We start from the raw sequence: 23,158 nt of genomic DNA, 5'->3' as shown, positions 1-23,158 counted from the left end.
CGGCGTGACGCATAGATGTGGGCAGAAGTTAACCGGCTATTAGCCGACAACTCCCGTACGCTCCACGCTTTCCACAAAATAACGCTGTACAAACAGATACATCAGAATCAGCGGCGCAATGGCCAGCAATATGCCCGTATCGACAATCATCGCCACATGGTTGGGATCGGCTCGCATTTCCGCATTTGAGCCAAGCCCCAGCAGACCCGGCAAAAATTGATTGGCATCCGCCGGCAGCGAAGCGATTTTGATCGATATCAAATCCCCGCCGCTCATAAATAACGATGAATAAAACGTATCATTGTATTGCCACACAAACGCAAACAGCATAACCGTCATAATGGCCGGAATCGCATTTGGCATCATGATGCGGAAGAACGTTTTGTAGAAACCCGCTCCGTCGATCAGCGCCGCCTCTTCGATTTCCTTGGGCAGCCCTTTAAAAAACTGCCGGAAAATATAAATGTACAGCCCGGACTTAAGCCCGTTGGCGGTAGCCGAAGTAATGATGAACGGCCAATAGGTATTCAGCAGGTTAACGCCATCCTTGCCGGTGAACAGCGAAACGATATTCAGCACGTCAAAATTGCGGAAATGCAGATACATCGGCACCATCAGCGTGTTCGTCGGGATTAGAATCGTCAGGACAACCAGCATAAACAGCAGGTTGCTGCCCGGGAACACAAATCTGGAAAAACCATAACCCGCAAGCGCGCAGGAGCCTGCTTGGAGCAGCGTCATAAATGCCACAAACATTAGCGTATTGCCCAGCGTGGGCAAATAATTCATAACCTCCATCGCATGCTTCAGATTATCCAGCGTGAAATGAACCGGAACCATATAAATGGTGGGGTTATAAATATCGCCCGGGTCCTTAAAAGCCATCGATACACGCCGAAACAGCGGGTAAAGAATAACAAAGGATATACCGGAAACCAGCATGTACAGCACCAGCTTCCAGAGCCAATCCACTGCTTTGTTTCGCGTTTTGTTCAGCTTGTAGACAAACATCTCGTTACTTTTCATGCTTTTACCGATATCCATACGCCTTTCCTCCTTCCCATCGCCGTCAGTTGTAGTAGAACACCTTTCTGGAAACCAGTACTCCGATCACAACCAGCACGACGGCGACGACAAGCGTATACAGCCAGGACATCGCTGCGCTTAATCCAAAATTCTGCGAACGGAAGGCCGTTTCGTAGATTGTCTGAGTGACGGGACTATTGGTGAACGAATCGATAATGGTATAGATGATATTTGTCAGAATGAGAGGGCTGACCATCGGAAACGTAATTTTCCAGAACGACTCGTAACCGGTCGCTCCCTCCATTTTGGCAACCTCGTACATGGCAGGCGGCACCGATTGCAGCGCAGCCAGAAAAATAAGAATTTGAACGCCGGAGCTGCGGATAATTTCGTAGATGCGAACCGTGCCGTCCACGATGTAGTTAATAAACCATTCCGGAAAACCTGCGCTGTCCAGCATCATGACCAGCCCCATCGTATCGAAGCCGCTCTGCATCTGGCCCAGCTCCTTCGCAACCTCCGAGCTTCCCGTCATGCTGATCAGACCGGCTGCTTCAGCCGAAGCGATAGCGCCGGAAGCCAGAATAACCGGCAGGAAAAAGATTGCCCGGGCAGCCGCGCGCCCCTTGAAATGCTGGTTCAGCATCACCGCCGAAAACAAGCTGAAGAACAAAATCATAGGCACGTTCCATACCATATTGGCAACCGACTCCGTCAAAATCCGGTTGAAGTTGGCATCGACGTAAAGCGCCTGCCTGAAGTTTTCCAAGCCGATAAAATTAAGGGAGTATCCCCCCGGCGCAACCTCAAGCTTGCTTAGGCTGAACTGAACCGACTGCAGCAGCGGCGTAGCGAACAAGAAAATAAATCCCAGCAGCCACGGTAAAATAAAGGAGAAGCCAACCAGCGCGCGTTTCTGCATCAGAGTCATTTTTTTCACGTTCATTGGCCTTCACCGCCTACCGCAAAGTTTTTCGCTTCAATTCGCACGCCGTTCACCGTAATCGGCTGGTCGGAATAATTGACGTATAGAGAAACGCCGTTTTCGTACTGCATTTGGGCAACATCCTCGCTATGGCGGATATGCCGCAGCATAGGCACATTCCGCAGGCCGGACAACGCTTCATTGGCTTCTCGGTACATCGCTGTCGCCGTCTCATGCCAAGCGGACGCCTCCGTTGCATACATGACATCGTATGGCGTAAATTTCAACTCGCTGGAGGAAACCTCCGACCAGAAGAAATGAAGCGCCGAACCAAGCTCGATTGCTCTAAGCAGCTGGATTTTGTCATCCTGCTCGCCCCCCAAATTGGCAGGCTCTCCGGCATAATCGATATAGCCGTGAAGAACCATCTGGTAGAAAGGCACCGTTTCATCCGTAATGTTAAAGCCGCTGTCCGTAGTCGGCACATTAATGATAGCCCCGGCGTATGGCAATGCATATCCGTTGCCGCCCGTAAGCAGCACGTCATCGTATTGCTCATTAAAGGCCGCCAGCTGATCCTGCACGATGGATTTGGCCGTTTCGCGGAAGACAACCCGCTTGTTCCGGTAATCGGCATGGAGCAAATCGCCGAGATCGCGGAGCGCTACCCCGTTTAGTTCCAGCTTATCGTAACCCTTTATAAACTGCCCTGCATAATAAGGCAGCTTGGCGGGAGACAGCAGATAGTAGGTGCCGAGATCATAGTCCATCGTATTGAACGCCCGGTTATACGGCGTCCGGCTGGCCTGCTCGCGAGTAATGTAGCGCGCGGCATCCGCCGCCGGAGCAAATCTGCCCTTTACGCGATACACATGCTGGAAGGCTACATCGGGATAAAGCTTGCCGCCCGTAGAATCCAGTTGCTCCGACAGCTCCTTAAGCCCGGACCGGCCGCCCAGCTTGTTCTCTACCTGCACCTTGTTTGGCGCCGTGTGATTGAGCCCTTCATTAAACCATCCCAGATACCGCATTTGAATATTGGTAATTCCGTCTCCGTTCAACCTTTCCGCTATACCTCCCGCTTCACCAAAGGTTGTCATCGGAACCAGTCCTTTATAGGGAACGCCAAGCACCGTTTTACGCTTGTCGATTGATCCCAATACGCTGACGAACAGCGGCAGCTCGCCGCTTTCCTGAAGCGGTGTCAACACGCCTTGCTGAATCAGCCGGCCCCGATAATCGGCCGCCATGCCAGAGTAATCCGCCTTGTCGCCCGAGAGGAAGCTGAACCGGACGGCGATTTCGCCTTGGTAACGCTCCTCCGACAGCAATTGAATTTCCTCTACCGTGTTTCCTTTGTACAGCTCCAGTTCATCCTCGCCGCGCAGAGCAAAGCTGGCGAACAAATTGTTGTAGGCATTGTTGCGGCCGCTAATGTCGGCTTGAACGGTCGCAATGGCATCGCCCTTTTCCACGGCGGCATACCATGCGGCATCTCCCGACTTAAGGCCGAACACCGGAAGTCTTGCGCTTTGGGCGACCTGGCCTCTGCGGCCGCTGTTGTCGTTTTCGTCTTCCCCGTAAATACGCTGTGCGTAAACCTCCTGCCTGATCTTGCCGTTGTTCAAATAAATCAGGCTGCCCGTTCCGTCGGGAACCAGCATATAGCCGTTTTCGCTTTGGCCCGCCGCACCAAATTGAGGGAGCAGATTCAGCATGCGGACGCGATAGCCCTCCGCCTCCTGGATGTCTCCTGCCGGTACGGATACAAGCAGCCCGTCGCCATCCAGTTGAACATGAAGCGGAACGGTAAAATTCGGCTTGTCGGCAGCCGCCCCGCCGCCTATGCCGTTTTCTTCGTTGTCGAAGGCAAGCTCCTCTTCGCCATAACCCGCCTGCTGGAAATAATCCAGCATCCGCTTCAGCACCAGCTCCCGGGATACTGCCGTATCCAATCGCTCAAGCACATCAGGGTTATTCGCAAGCGGATAATAACGCGTGCTGACATATTTGGCGCCAGCTTCGTCCAGCTTGCTGAGCACGGCTTCATCCATTCGCGTCTTGCTGATCAGCCGCGGCAAAGCGTCTATCCCCATCGACATATCGCCAAGCGTATAGACAATTCGGAAGCCGTTTTCCAGACTTTCCAGCCGGAATTGGCCCCGGCTTACGCCTTGCGTAAAGCTGTTGAAGGTGTCCAGCTTGCCCAAGGTGTCGCGGAACGTAATGGAAAGCTGCGACGCCAGATTTTCTTTTTCAAAAGGCGATGCGATGGCATCCTCCTCAAGATTGACGGGATTGCTGTACCAAATTTCCCCGCTTCCCTTCACCAATACGGCAAATTGTGCGTTTTCGGGATTCAAATAAAGCCCAAGCTCGCCGTTTTCGGCAGCCAGCTTCATGCCCGGAACGCCGGATGCGTCCTTCAGCGTCAGTTCCGCCCCTTGGGCGGGTCCCAGGGCCTGCTGCTGATAAGCCCCCACGGTAATGGCCGGAACGCCGCGATTGGCAAAATAAATCCATAATGACAATATTCCCGCGGCCAGAATGCAGGCCATTCCTACATACCATTTGATTGATGTCTTCAAGGTAATGGCCTCCTTTACATTCGGAATATAAGCTCGCGGTAGATATCCACCACAAAGTAGTACATTTGAACCGCCATACTGAACAGCAGCGTCCCCAGAAACACCACAATACCCATGGCAATGACCGTCAGCACCAAGGTCATGACCGTTTTGAACGGCGTATACTGGTGCACCGTCATAATGCCGACAAACAGCAAATAACAAAACCAAATCACTGCTGCGCCGTTAAGCAAGTAATAAAACGCCGTTTCCTCCATCGTCATAAAACGGCTGATATACGTCAGCGGGAAGTTGACCAGCACAAGCGGCAGAAGTGCGTAACCCGTCGCCATAACGATTTCGGAAAACTTGCCTTCGCCCTCCATCAGCGTCGTAATCGCCCAATTGGATATGCAGAACAGCAGAAAAGGCAGCACCGTATATTGAATATCATCCAGGCTGTTCAATAAACGGGGATCGTTAAAGTTGACAAGGAATCCCGCAAACTGTCGTTGCAGAACCACATTAAGCACCATCATCACCAGAATAATCAGGGCGATTCGAACCTTGCCTTTGCCTTCGTATTTCATATCCCAGAAGCCGTCGAACGGGTGCAGGATGACATGGAATGGAAATTTATAATGCTCCAGTTTCATGTTTGCTTCCCCTCCTTCTCCATTTCCTCGTCAGGCGATAGGCGACAAAAGCCAGCACAAGCGTAAGCGCTCCCGTCATAATGCCGCCAAAATGCTCCTGCAGAACCTCCCGGCGATACCGCTTGAAGGCAATGGAGTAGTATTTGCGCTGCATCCCCAGTTCAAAATATTCCATGGCTTCCTTGTTCCGCTGCTCCATCAGCAGCGATTTGCCGATGCCGAGATAAGCGATATCGTAGTTGGAGTTCAGGCGCAGCACATCCCGCCAGATCGCCACCGCTTCCGAATCGTTGCCGTCGTAACGGAGCGTTGTCGCCTTGTGTACGGAGTTGCCGAACAACGTTGGCTTAAACACCACAACATTATTTTTGCCGCGGTCCAGCACCAGCAGCTTGTCGCCAACCATTTCGACCGCCACCGGCGTATTGAAGACGCCAAGCTGCGTTCCCTTCCCGCCAAAGGCGTAAAGCAGCTCGCCTTCGTCGTTGTAAGTGAACAGCCTTCCCCGGAATGAATCCAGCGCCGTGTACATGCCGCCGCCGATTACCTTAATGTCGGTCAAGCGCGAAGGTCCGGCGTTGTTGCCGAACTGCCGGAAACGAATGTCGCCTCTTACCGGAAAATAACCAAAACGCTTTAATACATCCTGACCCGAAGGGTTCAGCCGTTTGATCGTTGCGTCCGACGTAGGGTCTACGCTGGTTGCGTACACAAACCCTTTGTGGTCGATATCGACGCTGGAAAATTCCGTAGGAATAAATAATTGCATCGTTTGGCGCTGGGCATTGGTCGCAAGACGCCGCCACAGCTTGTCGGAGAAGGTCTGAGTAACATTAATCGTCCCGACATAACCCATAAAAACGCCCTTTTCGTCAAATTGCATCAAGCCTTCATAGACGCCGCGCGCCACTACGAATACACGTCCCGCTCCATCAACCGTCAGCTTGACGGGCGCAAATTTGAAATTGGCCGGCAGGATGTCTGACTGCGGGTTTTCAATGATGAGCTTAAGCTCCCCGTCGCCATCCAATACAACAATCCGGCTGTTGTCCGTATCCGCGATATACATATCGCCATTGTCGTGGACGAAAATGCCTCCGGGATTGGCAAAGCTGGCTGCCGCTCCGTTCTGCTGAAAACCTTCGACAACCCTCTTAAGCTTCCAGGTTGCGTCCGTCACGACGATGCGGCTGCTCCCGCTGTCCAGAATGTAGACGTCGCCGTTTTGGGCAACGAAAAGATCGTTGGGGCTTTTGAACGCATCCAGCCCCAAATCCTCGCCGGACACCGCCCGCTCCGGCAGGAACGGCTCCGGCAATGGCACGGAATCGCGGTAATAGTTATAGGTGTACGCCTCGTAAGGCGCTTCGGCTGCGGCATGAAGTGGCAGGGATGCCGCAACGATGACTGCTGCCGTCAATGATATCAGCCATTTCTTCAAGGTCGCGTCCCCCCTAATCCTTCATGCCGGATGTCGCCATCGTTTCGATAATCCGGCTTTGTGAAAATACAAACAGCGTAATCGGCACGCTCATCAGAATCAGCGCAACCGCTGCGCCTACCCCGGCGCGGGCGATACCGCCCTGAATAATCTGATTGGTGGCAAAGTGGAGCGTCTTGAGCTCCTCGCTGTAAATAAAGCCGTTGCCGTCGGTGCCCCAGAGCAGCTGGAACAGCAAAATGATCAGCGTCATCCAGGCTGGCTTAACATTCGGCATGATAACCTGCCAGAAAATGCGGTAATCCGTCGCCCCGTCGATTCTCGCCGCTTCGATCAGCGCATCCGGGATTTGCTCCATAAACTGCTTCATGAGATACAGGCCCAGCGGGAATGCAAATGCCGGCACGATGACCGCCCAATACGTATCGATCATCCCCAGCCGGGACATGATCATGTAGTTGGGAATCGCCGTTACCTGCGGCGCAAACATCAGCGCCAGGACAACAACGGTAAACATAAGCTTTTTGCCCGGAAAATGATATTTCGCCAGCGGAAACGCAGCGGCCGACGCCAGCAGCACATGGCCGACAACGCCCATTCCCGTAATAAACACCGTGTTGAAAATGTAGCGCGTAAACGGAACCCAGGAATTGCCCAGCAGCGTCGCCAGATCCATAAAGTTAATCAGGGTCGGGTTGCGGACAAACAGGGTTGGCGGGAAAATAAAGATTTCATCCAGCGGCTTAAACGCCGCGTTGATCGCATAAACCAGCGGGAGCGCCATAAAAGCGCCAACGATCGCCAGAAAAGCAAACATGGAGAAGTTGCCAAGGAACGAGCGGTTTACCTTCTTTTTGCGTAAGGAAAAGCTGATATTCATCCCTTATTCCCCCACCTTCCGCAGCATTCGCTGCACAATCAGGTTGGTGCCGACCATCAGCGTAAACAGCACCGTTGCAATGGCGGACGCAAATCCCATTTCAAAGCGGATCGTGCCAAAGTCCATCAAATGCGTAACGATCGTTTCAGCGGCATAGTTGACGCTCGGGAAGCCGGCCAGATAGATGGATACGTCGGCAACCGCAAAGGAGGTCGTCAACTGGATGACCGCGCCGAACATCAGCTGGGGTCTCATGGAAGGCAGAGTAATATACCAAAGCTCCTGCCAGCGGTTTTTGACGCCGTCTACCGCCCCCGCCTCGTACAGGGTTTTGTCTACGGTTTGCAAGCCCGCGATAAAGGCCAGAAAGCCGGTGCCGAGGCTAAGCCAGAGCTGTACCAGAATGATAATGGCCAAAATATATATTTCCGTCTTGAGCCACTGGATGGGCTCCAGCAGGATGCCCCAGCGGATCAGAAAGCCGTTGGCGATGCCGTACCGGTCTCCCGAAAAAATCATTTGCCAAATAAAATAGATGTTGCCGGAAATCGACGGCGCGTAAAAAACCAGCGTCATAAACGCGCGCAGCTTCGGCCGCAGATCGTTGATAATCCAGGCGAACAGGAAACAGGCCACATAACTCAGCGGTCCCGTAATCGCCGCGAACAACAATGTGTTTTTGACCGCAATCAGGAAGATGTCATCCTCCAGAAACAGCCGGGAATAGTTCTGCCAGCCGATAAAACGCGGAAATTCCAGCATATTGAAATACGTAAAGCTGATCAGCACCGACATCAAAACCGGCAGCACCGTAAACAAGCCGAACAGCAGCATATACGGAGCCAGCATCACATACGCATGTTTGTTGGCCTTCATGGCCGCTTTCTTGAGGCTCCACCAGGACTGGGGACGTTTTGTCTTTCCCATCGCAGCCTTGCCCGGGGTTATATCTTTAATGGTGACTTCAGACATGGCAATCCCCCTCACTCATCCAAGCCGAATTCTTTGCGCTTGTTCTGTATTTCCTCCTGCATGTACCTCACGTACTCCACAAACGTCTCCCGAGGTTCGGCTTTTTCGCCGGGAATTCTGATGGTGGCTACATATTGATCCTGGCTGTTGACCACAACGGTATAGAAGGCGTTCAGCAAGTGGCGTCCGGTAAAATACCCCCCCGGAACCTCCGGAATGCCGCGCACTTCTTCAAACTGCTTCTTCAGCGCTTCGTAATCGGTAACCGGCCAAGGCAAGCTGTCCAGCGCATTGATATTGGCCGTCGGATAACGCGCGGCGGCTCCCATCAGCCCTTCCATCTCCCGGCCGAAGGTGGTTTGAATTTCGTCGCTGGTCCACCACTTCATAAACTCCCATGCGGCTTCCTTGTCATCGGCGCTTTCCAACATAATCGTTGCGCTGCCCCCGCTTGCCACTTCACGGCTGATCGTGCCGTCCGGCTGAATCGTTCCAGGCACAGGCACAAATCCCCATAATCCGCGAATTTCCGGGGCAAAAACGGTCAGCTGGTTGTAGACGGTATAATCCGCGATGCCGATTGGCATTTGCCCAGTCCGGAAACGGTTGGCAAAATCAAACTCCCGCTCCAGCTTGTAATCCGTATAAAACTCCGTCCAGGTCTTGAACGTTTCAATGCCAACTTTGGAATTCAGGTCGGATTCCTTGCCTCCATCCCGGTAGAACTGTCCTCCGTTCTGGAGCAGCAGCATGGCATAAACGGAATTGGGCGGAATATTTTCGCCCGGATATTGCGGCTGCAGCACAAGCGGCAGACCAAACTCCATATGGTTTTTATTCAAAACCGCAAACAGGCTGGCGACGTCCTCCCACGTGTCGGGAGCTTCAAGCCCCAGCTCATGGAGCACGTCCTTGCGGTAAAAGAGCATGTTGAACGTTTGCGTTTCCGGCAAGGCATATACGCCGTCTTCATACGTATAAGGCACCAAAGCGCTCGACCGGAACCGCTCCGCCACGGTGTCGTAATCGTCAAACTGCGAAACATCCGCTGCCGCTCCGCGCATCGCGTAGTTGACGGGAATATCGTTGCCGATCTGCATGGCGACATCCGGCCCTTGTCCCGCCAGCGTAGCCGGCAGCAGCGTATGCATCTGCACGAGCTTCAGATTGACGTCGATGCCGGTCAGCGGCGTAAACGTCTCGTCGATCATCGCCTTCAGCGTGTTCGCCTGGTCGCGGCCGCTGCCGATCCATACGGTCACGGAAGAGTCGCTTCCGCCCTCTGCTACGTTGCCGATCTGGTTGTAATCGATAAAGAAGGAATACAGGAAGGTGCTGATTTCATGCTTCATGTTCTGGAAGAAGCCAGCTCCGGTTTTGGGCAGCTTCTGATCCGGCGAAGCAATATACAACTCGTCGATTTCCAGCGGCATTTCGCGCGTCTTGAGCAGCCAAGTGCCCAAGCCGCCGGTATTCGTTTTGTAGCTGCCAAGCCGTCTTGGAATCGTATCCGGACGTTCGATCATTTCATCCAGCTGCAAGGACATTGTTTTCAACAATGCTTCCGCGTCGCTGCTGCCGCCGGCCAGCCTGTACAGCTCTTTGCTGACGTTTTGCAGCCTGTCGCTTTCCGTGCGGAACGTTTCCAGCAAACTCGGAATTTGCTGCTCCACGCGATAGTCGCGGAATTGATCCGGCAGCGTGCCGGTGATCATCAATATTTTCCGGTACATGGAGTTTAGATTGAACAGGCTTTGCTCCACATCGCGGATCAGAGGCGCGAATTCGCCCAAGCTGACCTCCAGCTCCAGCGTGTGCCTGCCCTTCTCCAGATAGAACAGGTAAGGCTCGTCATCACCCATAACATCCATCCGGTAATCATTCTTGAAGCGAAACGGCACCAATTCCATTTCTTTAAACGGAATCTCCCCGTCGATACTAAGACGCCTTGTCGAATAAATGCCCCGAACAAAGTTTTGCTGCGCCTTAAACGCAATGTTGTACAGACCGGACTCCGGCACGTCGATTTCCCACTGAATCCACTGGCCTGGAATGCGCCAATTGAAGCCGCCAATCGTATTGACCCTAATCATGGACGGGCTATAGGGATAAACCGCCGGACTGGAGCGTTCGGTCTGCGGATACAGCGTCGGTGACGATTTTGCCGTGGCGGCCTCCCCTTGGACGGTGATCAAGACATCCTTTGCTTCCTGGTAGCCCTGCTCCTTGTAACTCTTAAGCACTTCCTCGTAAGTCGGCGCTTCCTTATGCTGAAACAGCTTGAGCTGCCGGATAACCATAGGCTCGCGCTGCGACACAAATGCCAAGGTATGCTTGCCAGCCGTAAAATGGAACCTGAACGGTTCGTCATAATACCCCTCGTAATCCTTCAGCAGCACCTCGCGCCAGACCGGAGCTTCCTTTTGTCTCGGCCGCAGGTCGTTGCCTCGATTATCGCGCTCCACTTCCTCCAGCTCGTTGTTCCACACCCGGTCGAATTGCAGATAAGCCGCTTCCTCGAACGGAACCTCGCCGTCGATCAGCAGCGTGCGCTCGATGCTGGAGCTTTTGCCCTCGACGGGGTAGTATTGGAGCGATATATGATAAAGACCGCTTTCCGGCACATTGATTTCCCATTCCACCATGCCTTGCTCTCCGGTGTGCACCGAAACGCCTTCCATACCTTCAAAATCGTTTACGGCCCGAGTTTCGCCGCCTTCGCTACCCGAAAACTGTCCGGCTTCGACAATAATCTCCCGATCCGGAAAGCCTGCGCTTTCGTGCTGCGCGCGGTATCCCGTATAATCCGTGCCGCCTGGCAGGATCTCATTCAGCTTGCCGCTATCCTCCGTTTGTCCCGAACCTCCGGTCGAGGCCGATGAACTCTCGGCCGACGAATAGCTGCCGGGCCCGGCCGGAACTCCAACCATCATTGCCACAACAACAAACGCCAATGCGGCAGCTCTCACCCGTTTTTGTGTGATCAAGGCTAGCCCTCCTTCGTACTATGCAGCCGGAAAAATGGAAAGGTGCACCGGAATACGGCACACCTCCCTCTTCCTGTTGTGTCAGTTTTAGTGCGTGTTGAACAACCTCTTTTACTTGCCTACTTTGTCCAGAGCGGCCTGAGCTTCGGCCTTGTATTTCTCCACGGTTGCGGTGACGGATTGATTGTTCACAATGATGTCATCCATAATGGCGAAGAACGGATAGTCCGGAATGCCCTCTTCAACCGAAATTTTTCCTGTTCCGTTGACATGCTCCAACGCCATTGCGATATCGGCTTCAGTTTTGTAACGGGACTCCAGCCAATCTTGGCCGAGATATTCCTCTGTTGGAGGCACATCGCGCATTTCTTCAAAAATTTGATACACGATTTGCGGATCCTCTACGCCTTTCGGAATAAACCAGCCGTTAAGCGCCGTACTTGCATACGTGTGCTGGCCATCGCCGGATGGTCCCTTCGGAATCGGCACAACGCCAACCTCAAAGGTCAAATCGCCAATGTTCCAGTCGTATTGAATGGCCATGGCCACGTCTCCATCTTTAAACGTGTTGATTTCATTCCAGTCCATTTTATTTCCTGTTTTTACTTTGTTTACGTTTTCAACATTGATAACACGGTTAACCAGTTCAAGCGTTTCGATCATCTTGGGATCAGTCGACATATCCAGCATCGTCGAATCGTCAACGAAGGTTATGCCGTTGGCAGCACCGAAGTGGCGCGCCATATCCGCAGGCCAGCCGGAGAATCCGAAGGCATCGTTTTTGCCGTCGTTATCGGTATCGCGAGTCGCTTGCTTGGCAATGTCGAGGAATTTCTCCCAGGTCCATTCGCCATTGTTGTACAGCTCCTGCAGATCCGGCAAGCCGAGGCGCTTGAACAAATCCCGGTTGTAGTGCAAGCCCACTATGGATACGCCCGGCGAGTTGAAAGCGTATTCACCGCCACCCAGAGAAGGCAGCTTCATAACCAGCTTCTGCTCGTTGTTGATATCGTTGGCAGCAGTGGTGAATTCGCTGATCGGCAGCACCTGTCCCGCCTTCACGGGAACGATGGCCCGTTTGTATTCCATGATGGCGATATCCGCAAATGGTTCGCCCGCCAGCACGGTTGTCGTAAATTTATCCATGTATTCTTCGAACGGTACGTTGATAAACTCGAATTTGAAATTGTAGTCCTCTTCAAGCTGAGCCATTTTTTCCAGACGCGCTTTTTCGCCCGCCGTCTCGCCCTTCGGCTTTTCATCCCACCATGCTGCAATTCGAATCGTGCGACCACCCAAATCAATCGTTTTTGCCTCTTCTTCTGTTGGTGTCGGCTCAACAGTTGCTGGGGTATCCGCAGATTCAGAAGGTTTGGCCGTTGGCTCGCTCGCCCCCCCGCCGCTGCAAGCGGATACAATCAAAACCATAACAAACATAACCAATGTAAGCACTTTCAACTTTCTCATTGAAAATCCCCCTTGTTAAGGTAAGTATAGCTTGTTGAGCTATAATTGGCGGTCTGCACGCTCAACTGTCTGCAAAGTCATAATAACACCGCTTCCAAAACCAGTCAATAATTTTTCGCAACAAAAGTGATTTATGTTTTCTTTTTTGTTAGTCTTTGTTTGCAAACTTTGTCTGTTTTGTTGTCGCGGAGTGTCGATTTGTTTTGTGAATAGTTGCGCAAACCTGCAATATGGCTTTGGAACATTTTTTGTCAGTTCATAATTTTCGCACTTATCCACATATTATGAACATTTCGCACACATTAGAAGGAAGTTATCACCAAAGCGCCCATAAGTTGTCCACAGTTCTGGACAAAAAAACGCCCCCCTGAGGGAAGCGTTTAGCGAAGCAGTATTCAACTTTTGTTTTGCTCCGCTTTTGCGAATCCTTTAATGCTCCGGCAAACCTACACTCCGCCCTGGGTTAGCGCTTTGGCGTATTGCTCGCGCAGAATCAACTCGCCCGAAATCAGCTTGCGCTCATAGGCGCTCTCCGGATTCATAATTCTCCACAACATCTGGTCGACAGCGCGTATGCCAAGCAGCTCCTTGTTGACATGGACGGTGGCCAGAATGGGATGGGTGCCGATCGTATTGTCAAACCCTGTGACCACGCATTGATCCGGCACCGATACGCCGCGTTTGGCCAATTCGTCCACCAGGTAAGCGGCATTGGAGTCATTGGCGCAAATAAATGCGTCCGGCAGCGTATCCAGACTGACCAGAGGCATCATTTTGTACATATCGTCGGATTCCGGCCCATTAAGGATGGGGTCCTGATTCAACTCGATGCCATGCTCCTCCAGCGTTGTTTTGTAGGCGATCCAACGCTCGTAGAAGCTTTGCGCGTCTTTGATGCTGCCCACAAACTGATACCGCCGGTATCCCTTGCTGATCAGCTTCACCATGAGGCTGCGCATGCCCGAGAAATTATCCGCAAAGACGGCATCGCATTGGAACGCCGGATCATAATGATCCACCATAACTACAGGTATATGCAGCCGTCCGATATCCATTAAAATTTGCGTCGAAATAGAGCCTACTGTAATGATGCCTTGAATCGCGTTGGGATTGAGCAGTCCAAACAACCGGTCGCCGGTTGGTTCCGTTAACGTCAATATATCCACTTCTTCACGGTTCAATCGAGTTGTTATGCCCTCCAGAACGGGCCCCCAATAAATCGACTCCATATTTTGATAGCGGACGTTGGGAAACAAAACAACGATGGTGCCTGATATCGCCGCCCCTTGAAGCGGCCTCACCTCTATATTTTTCTTTGGCGGCTCGTGATGTTTAAAGTAACCGAGCTGTCCCGCCGCTTTTAGAATCGTCTCTCTGGTCTGCGGGCTGACTCCCGGTTTGGAGCTTAACGCCCGGGACACGGCAAACTTGGAGACGCCGACCATGTCGGCAATCTCTTGCATTGTGACCTTATTTCTCATCAGTCTCATCCATTCATGAAAAATTCGACGTCATGTATAACGTTATGATACTATAGCGATTTCTAATTTGGAATACCACCCGGCTTTAGATAGTCTGGCACCTCGTCAAGCGTAATGACCCGTTCATGATTAAGCACATATTTGATATAGTCCTCGCTGTTATGCTTGCCGTCGTCAATAAACTCGCCCGTCCAGGTACAGAACCAGCTCCAGTAGGCTTCGTACTTCTCCAGCAGGCCCGGATCAGGGATCGAGCCGTTTTCCGTCAAAGCAACCAGCTTGCGGTCGCCGACCAGCTCCACCAGATTTTCATAGGAGCGGCTGATGGGGTGATGGTCGCCTGGCTGCGGATAAGAGTCCACACTGACGATATCCACTACATCATCGCCGGGATACCATTCGGGAGCTTCGGAATTCCAGATCCAGATTAAATTGTTGATTCCATGGTAATCGGTAAGCCGTTCATAAAGCAGACGGTACAACTGCTTGGCAGGCTCCGGTCCTTTGGCTCCCCACCAGAACCAGCCGCCTTCCGCTTCATGCAGCGGGCGCCACAGAATGGGAATATCGGCTTCCTGCAGACGTTTTAATTGCACGGCGATGGCATCTATATCGCTGATCATCAATTTGTATTCCTCTGATTCCGGCTGCGCGAGCACAGCCTCCAGGTCAAAGGTGGTTCCTTCGACATAAAAGCCAGTCCACCACGGCTGCTGCTCGGAATTGACCAGATGGGCGGGAGCGTTCCAATGCCAGGCTAGCGTCGCAATGCCTCCAAGCTCATGCCATTGCAGCATATTTTCAACCTCTCGGGACGTGGAACCGTTCGCTACGCGAGTAGGAGAATATTCGATCAGATCAAATCCCGCAATGGCAGGCAGCTTCCCGTGATTCCAGTTAAGCAGCAAGGCATCCTGAAGGTTTTGCTGTCCAGCCAAAATGTTTTTGCCGTATTGCTCAACAAGGTATCCATGCAATGCAAGCGCTTCCTTTGTTGCGTTTGGATTAACAAGCTTATTTTCGACTCCATGCTGCGGCCGCGGCTCCGCTTTGGAAATTTCCGCATAATCGATATCGTACCAGCCCCAATGCCGCGTAACCTTAATCGTATTTTCACCCTTATTGAGCAGCACTTTGCCGGCAAATGTATCCGTGAAATCTTCAGAGGCTGCCAGCTTTACATCGCCAAAGGGTTTTCCGTTAAGCCCGAGCCAGCCAAATTTATCTCCATCGCCGTTCCTGTAGCCAATATTGAGCCGGTACAAGCCGTCATCCGGCGCCTGGATGCTGATTTCAATTGAATCGTTTTCCTCCTCAAACCCCGTCACGTAACCATCGCCCGAGAAACCTTGGGCAGCGGAAGCAACCTCCACGCCGGACAAGATCCCATTCTCCGCCTCAAACCTCCATTTTTCCGGCTCCTTACCGCCAGGACCGCTGCATGCAGCAAGGCCCGACACCATCATAATCGCAAGTCCCGATAACAAACCGGTTTTGACTCCTTTTACGCCTGGCTTCGAATTATTTTTCATATGCCGCCTCCTTTTCGCTCAAACAAATTCTCGCAATAAGTAACGCAACAAAACAAACAATTTTATTATTTTTGTTAGATTGGTTAGTCTTATTCATAACTTTATCGTTTGAGAAAGGCGGAGTCAATGTGAAGTTCAAGATGAAGATGAAGAAAGGGGAGGAATGGCCGGGAAAACCGGGGGGCAAACCGGTTTGGAATTGATCTGACGATAACAAGGCAGGGAGGAGCCTGAATACGGCGTAAATCAGGCTGCAAAATGGACCTTTTGGAAACATTTTGTCGAATTTGTGCCCGAGAAGCCTTATACTTTGTTTTTTCGACTGAGGGAGAGGCGGATGCCGTCGAGTTATCGGGAACGCCGTCCAGACCGATTTGTCAGAAGCCGGCGGCGGGAGAGCAGGGCGATGTATGCTGAGACGAGAAAAGCCCTTGGAGTAAATAGCACCGGTCATCACCGACCGCTATTTCTTCAAGGGCTTGCTTCTACCCGGCAACACCGTTTTTTTATGCGGGATTCAATTCCAGATCATCTTCATCGCCGCGGTTAAAACCTTCACGATCAAATTCTCCCTCGGAGTCCGCAACAAGCAACGCCGTTACGGTTGTGCCCGTCGCATTAACCGCCGTGCGGCCCATGTCGATAAGCGCCTCTACGGCAACCACAAGCGCAATTCCCTCAAGCGGCAAACCAACCGCCGTCAGCACAACCGTCGTCGAGATGGAGGCCGGACCGGGAACGCCCGCCACGCCGATGGAGGAGATAACGCTCACCAATACGATCAGCACATAATCCGTCAGCGTCAACGGAATACCGAATACCTCCGCGACAAAAACCGAAACGACTGCGGGCCAAACGCCGCCGCAGCCGTTGAAGTTCATGGACGCCCCCAGCGGAGCGACAAAACTTGCGATTTTGGGCGAGATGCGAAGTCTTTTTGTAATGACCTCCAGGTTAATGGGCAAGGTTGCATAGCTGCTTCGCGTCGTGAACGCAACGGCGATCGTAGGGTACGCTTTTTTGAAAAACTTGAGCGGATTGATTTTGGCCACGAATGAAACAAGGCCGCCAAACACAAGCACAAAGTGCAGAATCAACGCCACATAGCTGACAACAATCAGCATCGCAAGCGGCTCTAACGTCTCCCAGCCGTATTTGGCCGCCATCACTGCAATCAAGGCATATACGCCGTATGGCGTGAAGCGGAGTACGAATTTAACCACTTGATGCAGCACTTCAGTAGCAGATGCAATAAACGCCTTGACCGGCTGAACCGCATCGGGCTTTTTGCCCCCGATTTTGACAATCGCAACCGCGATGAACAGGGCGAATATCAGCACGGGAACAACCTTGCCTTGCGCCGCTTCGTTAACCGGGTTGGACGGAATTTGATCCAGAATGACTTTGAAAAAGCTCGGCACTTCCCGCGCCTCAAAAGCGCTGGGAGCCGCAGCTTCAAAACCTGCGCCGGGATTAAGGGCAATCGCGACCAGTATCCCAATAACGGCGGCTACGCCGGTTGTGCCCAGAAACCAGCCGATGGTCTTCAGGCTCAGCTTGCGCAAATACCCCAGATTAGTGATGGAAATAATACTGTTGATAACCAGTACAAATACCAGCGGAATAACGATCATACGAATAAAATTAATATAAATGGAGCCGATGAGGCTTACTCCTTCGGTCTCCAGCTTCCATTGATTAAACAGCAGTCCGGCGCCAAGGCCAAGACCAAGCGCCAGCAATACGCGGGTGCCGAATCCAATCCTTTTTTTCGCCAAAAAATAAAGCAAACCCAGCAGCACGGCGGATACAAGCAGCGAAATGCCGTTTGTCTCCAGCGCCGTCAATACGTTGTTTTCCATGTCGTTGTCGCACTCCTTCAGAGGGGTAATCAAGCTCTATTCCTAAACATTCGGACCCCTCCGTCGGTACGGTCGATCAGGATCAATTGCTTAACCCGGTCCTCATGGCAAGGCACAATCCACTAATAACAGATGTGATTGCTTGGATATGTAAAAGGATAACAGCGCCTCTTTTTGTTTGTCAATCCAAAAGTAGGAAAACGGAAGGCATCAGCCGACCCTTTTTGTCCACTTTTTAAAATCCGATAAAGCTTATAGGAAATGTGTAAATAATGATTGACATCAATTCTCTGCTTTGTATAAACTGTTATTAATTCATGCAGCAACCGACGGACCGAGAAGAAGAGTCAAACATATAATCTACTGGATGACCAGAGATTCAGCGAAGGCGTATTTCAGCCCTTGTTGGATCTTCTTTTTTTGTCCAAATTCAGCTCAGAAGGAGGCTAGAGGAAAGGCCGCATCGTATTCAAGTTGATGGTTTCCGAGCATAGCTAAACGTCTCTACAAAAAACATGCGCTCCCGGTTGTGCCGGAGGGCGTAACGGAAGGACTGTTGATGATTATGAAAGCTTTAAAGCTCTCGAAATTTTCCCTGACGCTGATTCTGTCAGTTACCGTTTTTTCACTCATTACTTATGCCGCAGTATCCGCCAAGCAAGCCCAGGGCGAATCGGTGATTTCCAGCGAGGCTCCAGCGGGACCAGCGGCGGATAGCCATCCGGCAGCCGAAACAGCCGTTGATTCCTCCGCAGAAGCAGCGGCAGCTTCAGAGGCCGTTCAGGAAGCTGCGACCGGAACAGCAGCTGCAACAGAGGAAGCCAGCACAGAAGCTTCAACGGCTGTTGCAGTCGAGGAAGCTTCCCAAAACGAAGAAGGCACTACAGCATCGCAAGCTGTATTAAGCACGAGCGATCAAACAAGCGGAGCCGCTGCCAGCGCAGCCAAAACGGTCAACGTTTCAACAACGGCCGACACATCGGTTTCCAATGCCTCGCCAGCAGCAAAAGCAGAGGAGGCTTCTAAGTCGAATGAAGCAGCAAAATTCGTTTCCGAAACCGCTAAGTCCGAGCCGATAAAAACGGAGAAAGCGCAAGAAACTGCCCCTGCTTCAGCAGCACCGGCCTCTTCATCTGCGAAGGCTCCAATAGCAGCTTCATCGGAAGCGGCAGCGATTTCCGCAGCGCCTGCACCGGCAACATCCTCCACGCCGGAAAAACAATCGTCGAAATCCATCAACTTTGCAAGCGGCAGCAGTGCCGCCAAACCTGTTGCCGTTGAGAAAAAAGCGCCAGCTGCAAGCTCGCAGCAGACCAACGATTCCTCGTCCGCTTCTTCGTCGTCGTCAGGATCGAACGCTTCTTCATCCAATCCTTCGGCTCCGGCCGCGCCTTCTGCGCCAGCGCCTGCAGCGCCATCTAATCCGGAACCGGCACCGGCAGCACCGGCAGCTGATGAAGAAGAAATTTGCTAATAAAGGCGGTTCAATGACCTGATAGCGATTGCTCAGCCGAGTTTTTGAAACGCGCATGTAACAGGGTGGCCCATATATCACATTAGGAAAGAGGAGAAACCATGCTGAAAACAACGACCAAATCATATATTGCTCTGCTTTTGGCTTTTGTGCTCGCACTGCCGGCTTTTTATGCCGGCAGTTCCGGGACGTCGGTATCCGCAGCAGGGGAGGGGACGGCAAGTCCTAGCGATTATTTCACAAAAAGCTACCCAGGGCTGCAGAACGACCCCAATCATGTATTCCGCACATTGACTTATCATGAATTCGATCATCTGCTCAGCATTGATGGACAATATGTTGTTTTGTTCGGAGGAGCTTGGGACAGCGACACACAAACCGCCATCGGCTACATTAACGATGTTGCGAAGGAATATGGCATTAACGCCATCCACAACTTTGACCCCCGGCTGGACGGCGTAACAAGCGCAACGGATATTACGGACGATGCAAACGCGCCCCGTACAAGAAGATACATTGATCTGGTCAACAAATATTTGACCAATCTGGATTCTTATGTCGCAGGGGACCGCGAAACGTTGAGCTATACATACACCTCGGGAAATGCGTCCACTTCAGGCAGCGCGGTCAAACTCGGCACGCCAACCTTGTTTGTATACAACAAAAACAAGGTTGCCCAGGATGAAACCAGCACGCCGATTGTATCCTTCCTTGAGGATATCGATGTGCTGAAAAATGAAGGCCCGGATGCCTATAAGGCAAAAATACGGGAAGTATTCGACGCTATTTCTCCTGCAGGCGACAAAAAAGCGGAATTCAGCGTTTTGACAAACCAGGTGTATGTGACGGAATCCTATAACCGCCATGTGCCGAATGATCCCATTTTCGAGGGAGAAAACATTGTAATTGAGCCTGTAACGCTGGATGAGCTGAAATATGTGCTTGAAAGCGAAGGCACGCATGCCATTATTTTCGGTTGCGCATGGTGCTCCAATACCCGGGCTATTATCAAATATGTCAATGAAGTAGCGCAGCAATATGGCATTGATAAGGTCTATAACTGGGATACGAAGCTGGATGGAGGCATTGGTTCCGTTGCGGACTCCGTGTACGGGTATAGCGCTCCGGATTCCGGAGACTTGTTCCAGACAAGGGGCAATCATCCCAACAGCAACTTGTACGTGGATCTGGTTAGACAATATTTTCCCGATTTGAAAGCTCAATATACGATTGAAGGAAACAACGCCATTTCGTATACCAATGCCGAGGGCGAGGTCGTAAAGGCCCAGCGCCTGCAAGCGCCATATGTAGCGGTATACAACAAAGACAATAAAGACTGGGAAGGCAATCCGCAGCCGATTCTGGGCCATGTCGAGTTAATGTATACATGGGGCGGCAACGCCAGCAGTAAGCGGGATCATGTGCAAGAATACAATGGCGTTACCTATACAGGGGAGCGCTACCGGATCTATAACGAAGGCCTTAAGCGATTGTTCTCCCGATTGGAGACCGTGCCGACGGGACTAGCGGGCGTAGCCCCAACAACAACTGCCAATAACAATGGCCAGATTACGGGAGTTAATGCCGAGCTGGAATATAGATTGGCAGGCGGGATCGACTTTACTGCCGTTACGGGCGAAGCCATTACAGGCCTTGCCGCAGGCAAATACGAGATTCGCTACGCCGCAAGAAACGGCGTAAACGGTCCTACAAGCACAAGCAACCCAACCGCTCACACCCTTGTGCCTTATCCTGCAGGCCAATCGGTAGAGGTTATCGTTCCGGCCGGTCCAGCCAATTCCGGCGGCGGCAGCGGCTACATTCCGCCTACGGATCCAACGCCTCCGCCAGTGAACGAAGAAACACCGCCATCCCAGGATGACGGCCAGCCAACAGTTGTTACATTACCTGTTACAACCGATGAAACGACCGGCACAACGATAGCAGTCGTTTCCGAAGAAGAAGTCGCCGAAATCATCGAAAAAGCCCAAAAAGACGCGGCGAACGGAAAAGCAACCCGAGTAGAATTCAAGGCGGAATCTACCGGAACAACCGGCTCCACGCAATTTACGTTTACGCGGAGCGTATTCGATAAACTCATCGCCGAAGGAAACGTCGAGATCACAGTAAACGCGCAATTCGGCACGATTGTTTTTGACGCCAAATCCCTGCAAAATATCGGCGCCAATGAGGATAAAGGAGATATCAGCATCATCATTTCCAAATCCTCCTTGACCGATGAAGGGAAAGAAGTGCTGGGAGACAGACCGGTATACGATCTGAACGTGTTTGCCGGACAACATGCGGTCACCCATTTTGGCGGCAGTCAGGCCAAAGTCAGCATCCCGTATAGCTTGCAGCCGGGCGAGGATGCCAACTCTGTCATCGTTTATTATGTGAACGAGGAAGGCCAGCTTGAAACCATTCGCGGCAATTACTCAGCGGCAACGCGTACGGTCAATTTTGCGACAACGCATTTTTCGCAATACATTATTGGCTACAACAAGGTTCTATTCGCCGATGTTCCGGCAACCGCCTGGTTTAGCGACGCCGTAAGCTTCCTCGCTGCGCGCGATATTACAAACGGTGTCGACGAAAGCCGCTTCAGCCCGGGCGACTCCGTGAAGCGCGGACAATTTATCGTGCTGCTCCTGAAAGCCTATGGCATTCAGCCGGCTCAAAGCACGACTGACAATTTTGCCGATGCGGGCGACACTTATTACACGCCGTATCTGGCAGCAGCCAAAAACCTTGGCATCACAACAGGAGTAGGGAATAACAGCTTCGCTCCCGAAAACAACATCACTCGCCAGGACTTGTTCACGCTGCTGTATCGTGCGCTTCAAGTCATTGGCGAAGCGCCGGCTGCGTCAAGCAATGCCGACCTATCGGAATTTGCGGATGCCAACGCCGTTTCCGGCTATGCCCGCGAAGCCGTGGAGTCATTAGTGGCGAACGGCATTGTATCGGGCAGCGACGGCAAGCTGAATCCGGGAGGCAACACAACAAGAGCACAGGTTGCTCAAGTGCTATTTAACCTGCTTTCGGAATAACCGGGTGACGACCCTCTCGCCAGGGGAGAATGAGCAGCCTTCGTGCCTGCTCGTTTTCCCCGTTTAGCGGCGATCGGCCGGACGGCTGCTTCCATCGCCGGCTTGAAAAGGAGAGAACAGAGTTGAACTATATATTGGCTTTTTCGGCAGGCTTGCTTTCCTTTTTATCGCCGTGCGTGCTGCCGCTTATTCCGGCATACATCAGCTACATCGTAGGTTCCTCCGTTGCGGATATAAGGAGCAGTAAAGAGCGCATCAACGCCCTGATGAAAACCTTGTTTTTTGTGACCGGATTTTCCATTGTGTTTATTCTGCTCGGCATATCGGTAAGCTCGCTCAGCCAACTGCTCTCCCAGCATATGAAAGTCGTTCAACAAGTCGGAGGAGTGCTGATTATCGTTTTTGGTCTCCATATGACCGGCATCATTAAGCTTAAATTTCTGTATGCGGAGAAACGTATCCAGACCGGCGGGAATTCGGGCAAAAGCATTGGCGCTTTATTGCTTGGAATGGCGTTCGCCATCGGCTGGACGCCTTGCATCGGGCCGATTCTTTCCTCCATCCTGATTTATGCGGGAAGTATGGAGACGGTCGGCACGGGCACTCTTTTGCTGACCCTGTACGCCTTGGGGCTTGCCGTACCTTTTCTGGTCTCATCGCTTCTGATTGAAAATCTCTCCGTTTACTTACGGAAGCTGAACCGGTATTTGCCGGTCATCTCCATCGTTAGCGGAGTCATTGTCATCATTATGGGCGTGCTTGTGTTTACGAACAGACTGGAAGTGCTGGGACAATACGCCGGACCATTTCAGCTTTAAGCAGAGGGAGCTTGACC

General features: G+C 52.0%; 15 protein-coding genes. 3 read left to right on the top strand and 12 right to left on the bottom strand.

Features of this window, described 5'->3' with window-relative positions; translation table 11 throughout:
* Nucleotides 1-39: 39 nt before the first annotated feature.
* The 12 genes from ACX93W_RS13410 to ACX93W_RS13355 form a co-directional block, all read right to left on the bottom strand.
* Nucleotides 40-1,044: a carbohydrate ABC transporter permease gene (locus ACX93W_RS13410; protein ID WP_459392877.1), complete on the bottom strand. Its 1,005-nt coding sequence runs from the start codon at nt 1,042-1,044 to the stop codon at nt 40-42.
* Nucleotides 1,045-1,069: 25 nt separating this feature from the next.
* Complete coding sequence (locus tag ACX93W_RS13405; RefSeq protein ID WP_459392876.1) at nt 1,070-1,972, bottom strand: carbohydrate ABC transporter permease; 903 nt, start codon at nt 1,970-1,972, stop codon at nt 1,070-1,072.
* Nucleotides 1,969-4,539 (bottom strand): DUF5696 domain-containing protein, encoded by a 2,571-nt coding sequence (locus tag ACX93W_RS13400; RefSeq protein ID WP_459392875.1) that lies wholly within the window; start codon nt 4,537-4,539, stop codon nt 1,969-1,971. The genes ACX93W_RS13405 and ACX93W_RS13400 overlap by 4 nt, the downstream gene beginning before the upstream one ends.
* Before the next feature lie 14 nt (nt 4,540-4,553).
* Nucleotides 4,554-5,174, bottom strand: coding sequence for a Yip1 family protein (locus tag ACX93W_RS13395; RefSeq protein ID WP_459392874.1), 621 nt, complete (start codon nt 5,172-5,174; stop codon nt 4,554-4,556).
* A complete protein-coding gene (locus ACX93W_RS13390) occupies nt 5,155-6,615 on the bottom strand; it encodes a gluconolactonase (protein WP_459392873.1) in 1,461 nt (486 codons plus the stop codon). The genes ACX93W_RS13395 and ACX93W_RS13390 overlap by 20 nt, the downstream gene beginning before the upstream one ends.
* 13 nt (nt 6,616-6,628) lie before the next feature.
* Nucleotides 6,629-7,495 carry a carbohydrate ABC transporter permease gene (locus ACX93W_RS13385; protein WP_459392872.1) on the bottom strand — a complete coding sequence of 289 codons (867 nt, stop codon included), beginning with the start codon at nt 7,493-7,495 and terminating at the stop codon, nt 6,629-6,631.
* A gap of 3 nt (nt 7,496-7,498) precedes the next feature.
* Entirely contained in the window at nt 7,499-8,467 is a 969-nt protein-coding gene (locus ACX93W_RS13380; protein ID WP_459392871.1) for a carbohydrate ABC transporter permease, read from the bottom strand.
* A gap of 11 nt (nt 8,468-8,478) precedes the next feature.
* The gene (locus ACX93W_RS13375) at nt 8,479-11,400 is read right to left on the bottom strand and encodes an extracellular solute-binding protein (protein WP_459392923.1); all 2,922 of its coding nucleotides are present in this window, start codon (nt 11,398-11,400) and stop codon (nt 8,479-8,481) included.
* Nucleotides 11,401-11,565: 165 nt separating this feature from the next.
* A complete protein-coding gene (locus ACX93W_RS13370) occupies nt 11,566-12,921 on the bottom strand; it encodes an ABC transporter substrate-binding protein (RefSeq protein WP_459392870.1) in 1,356 nt (451 codons plus the stop codon).
* 446 nt (nt 12,922-13,367) lie between these two features.
* Nucleotides 13,368-14,402, bottom strand: coding sequence for a LacI family DNA-binding transcriptional regulator (locus ACX93W_RS13365; protein WP_459392869.1), 1,035 nt, complete (start codon nt 14,400-14,402; stop codon nt 13,368-13,370).
* Nucleotides 14,403-14,464: 62 nt separating this feature from the next.
* Nucleotides 14,465-15,934 carry a glycosyl hydrolase gene (locus tag ACX93W_RS13360; protein WP_459392868.1) on the bottom strand — a complete coding sequence of 490 codons (1,470 nt, stop codon included), beginning with the start codon at nt 15,932-15,934 and terminating at the stop codon, nt 14,465-14,467.
* Nucleotides 15,935-16,440: 506 nt separating this feature from the next.
* On the bottom strand, nt 16,441-17,796 hold the full coding sequence (locus ACX93W_RS13355) for a dicarboxylate/amino acid:cation symporter (RefSeq protein ID WP_459392867.1): 1,356 nt from the start codon (nt 17,794-17,796) through the stop codon (nt 16,441-16,443).
* A 559-nt stretch (nt 17,797-18,355) separates the two neighbouring features.
* Here ACX93W_RS13355 and ACX93W_RS13350 point away from each other — a divergent pair.
* From ACX93W_RS13350 to ACX93W_RS13340, 3 genes are all read left to right on the top strand, one after another.
* Nucleotides 18,356-19,270 (top strand): hypothetical protein, encoded by a 915-nt coding sequence (locus ACX93W_RS13350; RefSeq protein WP_459392866.1) that lies wholly within the window; start codon nt 18,356-18,358, stop codon nt 19,268-19,270.
* 101 nt (nt 19,271-19,371) lie between these two features.
* On the top strand, nt 19,372-22,323 hold the full coding sequence (locus tag ACX93W_RS13345) for an S-layer homology domain-containing protein (protein ID WP_459392865.1): 2,952 nt from the start codon (nt 19,372-19,374) through the stop codon (nt 22,321-22,323).
* Nucleotides 22,324-22,445: 122 nt separating this feature from the next.
* On the top strand, nt 22,446-23,141 hold the full coding sequence (locus tag ACX93W_RS13340) for a cytochrome c biogenesis protein CcdA (protein WP_459392864.1): 696 nt from the start codon (nt 22,446-22,448) through the stop codon (nt 23,139-23,141).
* Nucleotides 23,142-23,158 lie beyond the last annotated feature (17 nt).

It is taken from the genome of Paenibacillus sp. CAU 1782, from assembly GCF_054551715.1.
The sequence above is the reverse complement of the archived record's forward strand: the minus strand, read 5'-3'. Positions and strand labels throughout refer to the sequence as shown.

What these genes read in the sequence shown, in the direction of transcription:
- ACX93W_RS13410 (WP_459392877.1), bottom strand. Translation starts at nt 1,044, where the DNA reads ATGGATATCGGTAAAAGCATGAAAAGTAACGAGATGTTTGTCTACAAG.
- ACX93W_RS13360 (WP_459392868.1), bottom strand. Translation starts at nt 15,934, where the DNA reads ATGAAAAATAATTCGAAGCCAGGCGTAAAAGGAGTCAAAACCGGTTTG.
- ACX93W_RS13370 (WP_459392870.1), bottom strand. Translation starts at nt 12,921, where the DNA reads ATGAGAAAGTTGAAAGTGCTTACATTGGTTATGTTTGTTATGGTTTTG.
- ACX93W_RS13405 (WP_459392876.1), bottom strand. Translation starts at nt 1,972, where the DNA reads ATGAACGTGAAAAAAATGACTCTGATGCAGAAACGCGCGCTGGTTGGC.
- ACX93W_RS13395 (WP_459392874.1), bottom strand. Translation starts at nt 5,174, where the DNA reads ATGAAACTGGAGCATTATAAATTTCCATTCCATGTCATCCTGCACCCG.
- ACX93W_RS13345 (WP_459392865.1), top strand. Translation starts at nt 19,372, where the DNA reads ATGCTGAAAACAACGACCAAATCATATATTGCTCTGCTTTTGGCTTTT.
- ACX93W_RS13355 (WP_459392867.1), bottom strand. Translation starts at nt 17,796, where the DNA reads ATGGAAAACAACGTATTGACGGCGCTGGAGACAAACGGCATTTCGCTG.
- ACX93W_RS13385 (WP_459392872.1), bottom strand. Translation starts at nt 7,495, where the DNA reads ATGAATATCAGCTTTTCCTTACGCAAAAAGAAGGTAAACCGCTCGTTC.
- ACX93W_RS13350 (WP_459392866.1), top strand. Translation starts at nt 18,356, where the DNA reads ATGATTATGAAAGCTTTAAAGCTCTCGAAATTTTCCCTGACGCTGATT.
- ACX93W_RS13380 (WP_459392871.1), bottom strand. Translation starts at nt 8,467, where the DNA reads ATGTCTGAAGTCACCATTAAAGATATAACCCCGGGCAAGGCTGCGATG.
- ACX93W_RS13375 (WP_459392923.1), bottom strand. Translation starts at nt 11,400, where the DNA reads ATGATGGTTGGAGTTCCGGCCGGGCCCGGCAGCTATTCGTCGGCCGAG.
- ACX93W_RS13365 (WP_459392869.1), bottom strand. Translation starts at nt 14,402, where the DNA reads ATGAGAAATAAGGTCACAATGCAAGAGATTGCCGACATGGTCGGCGTC.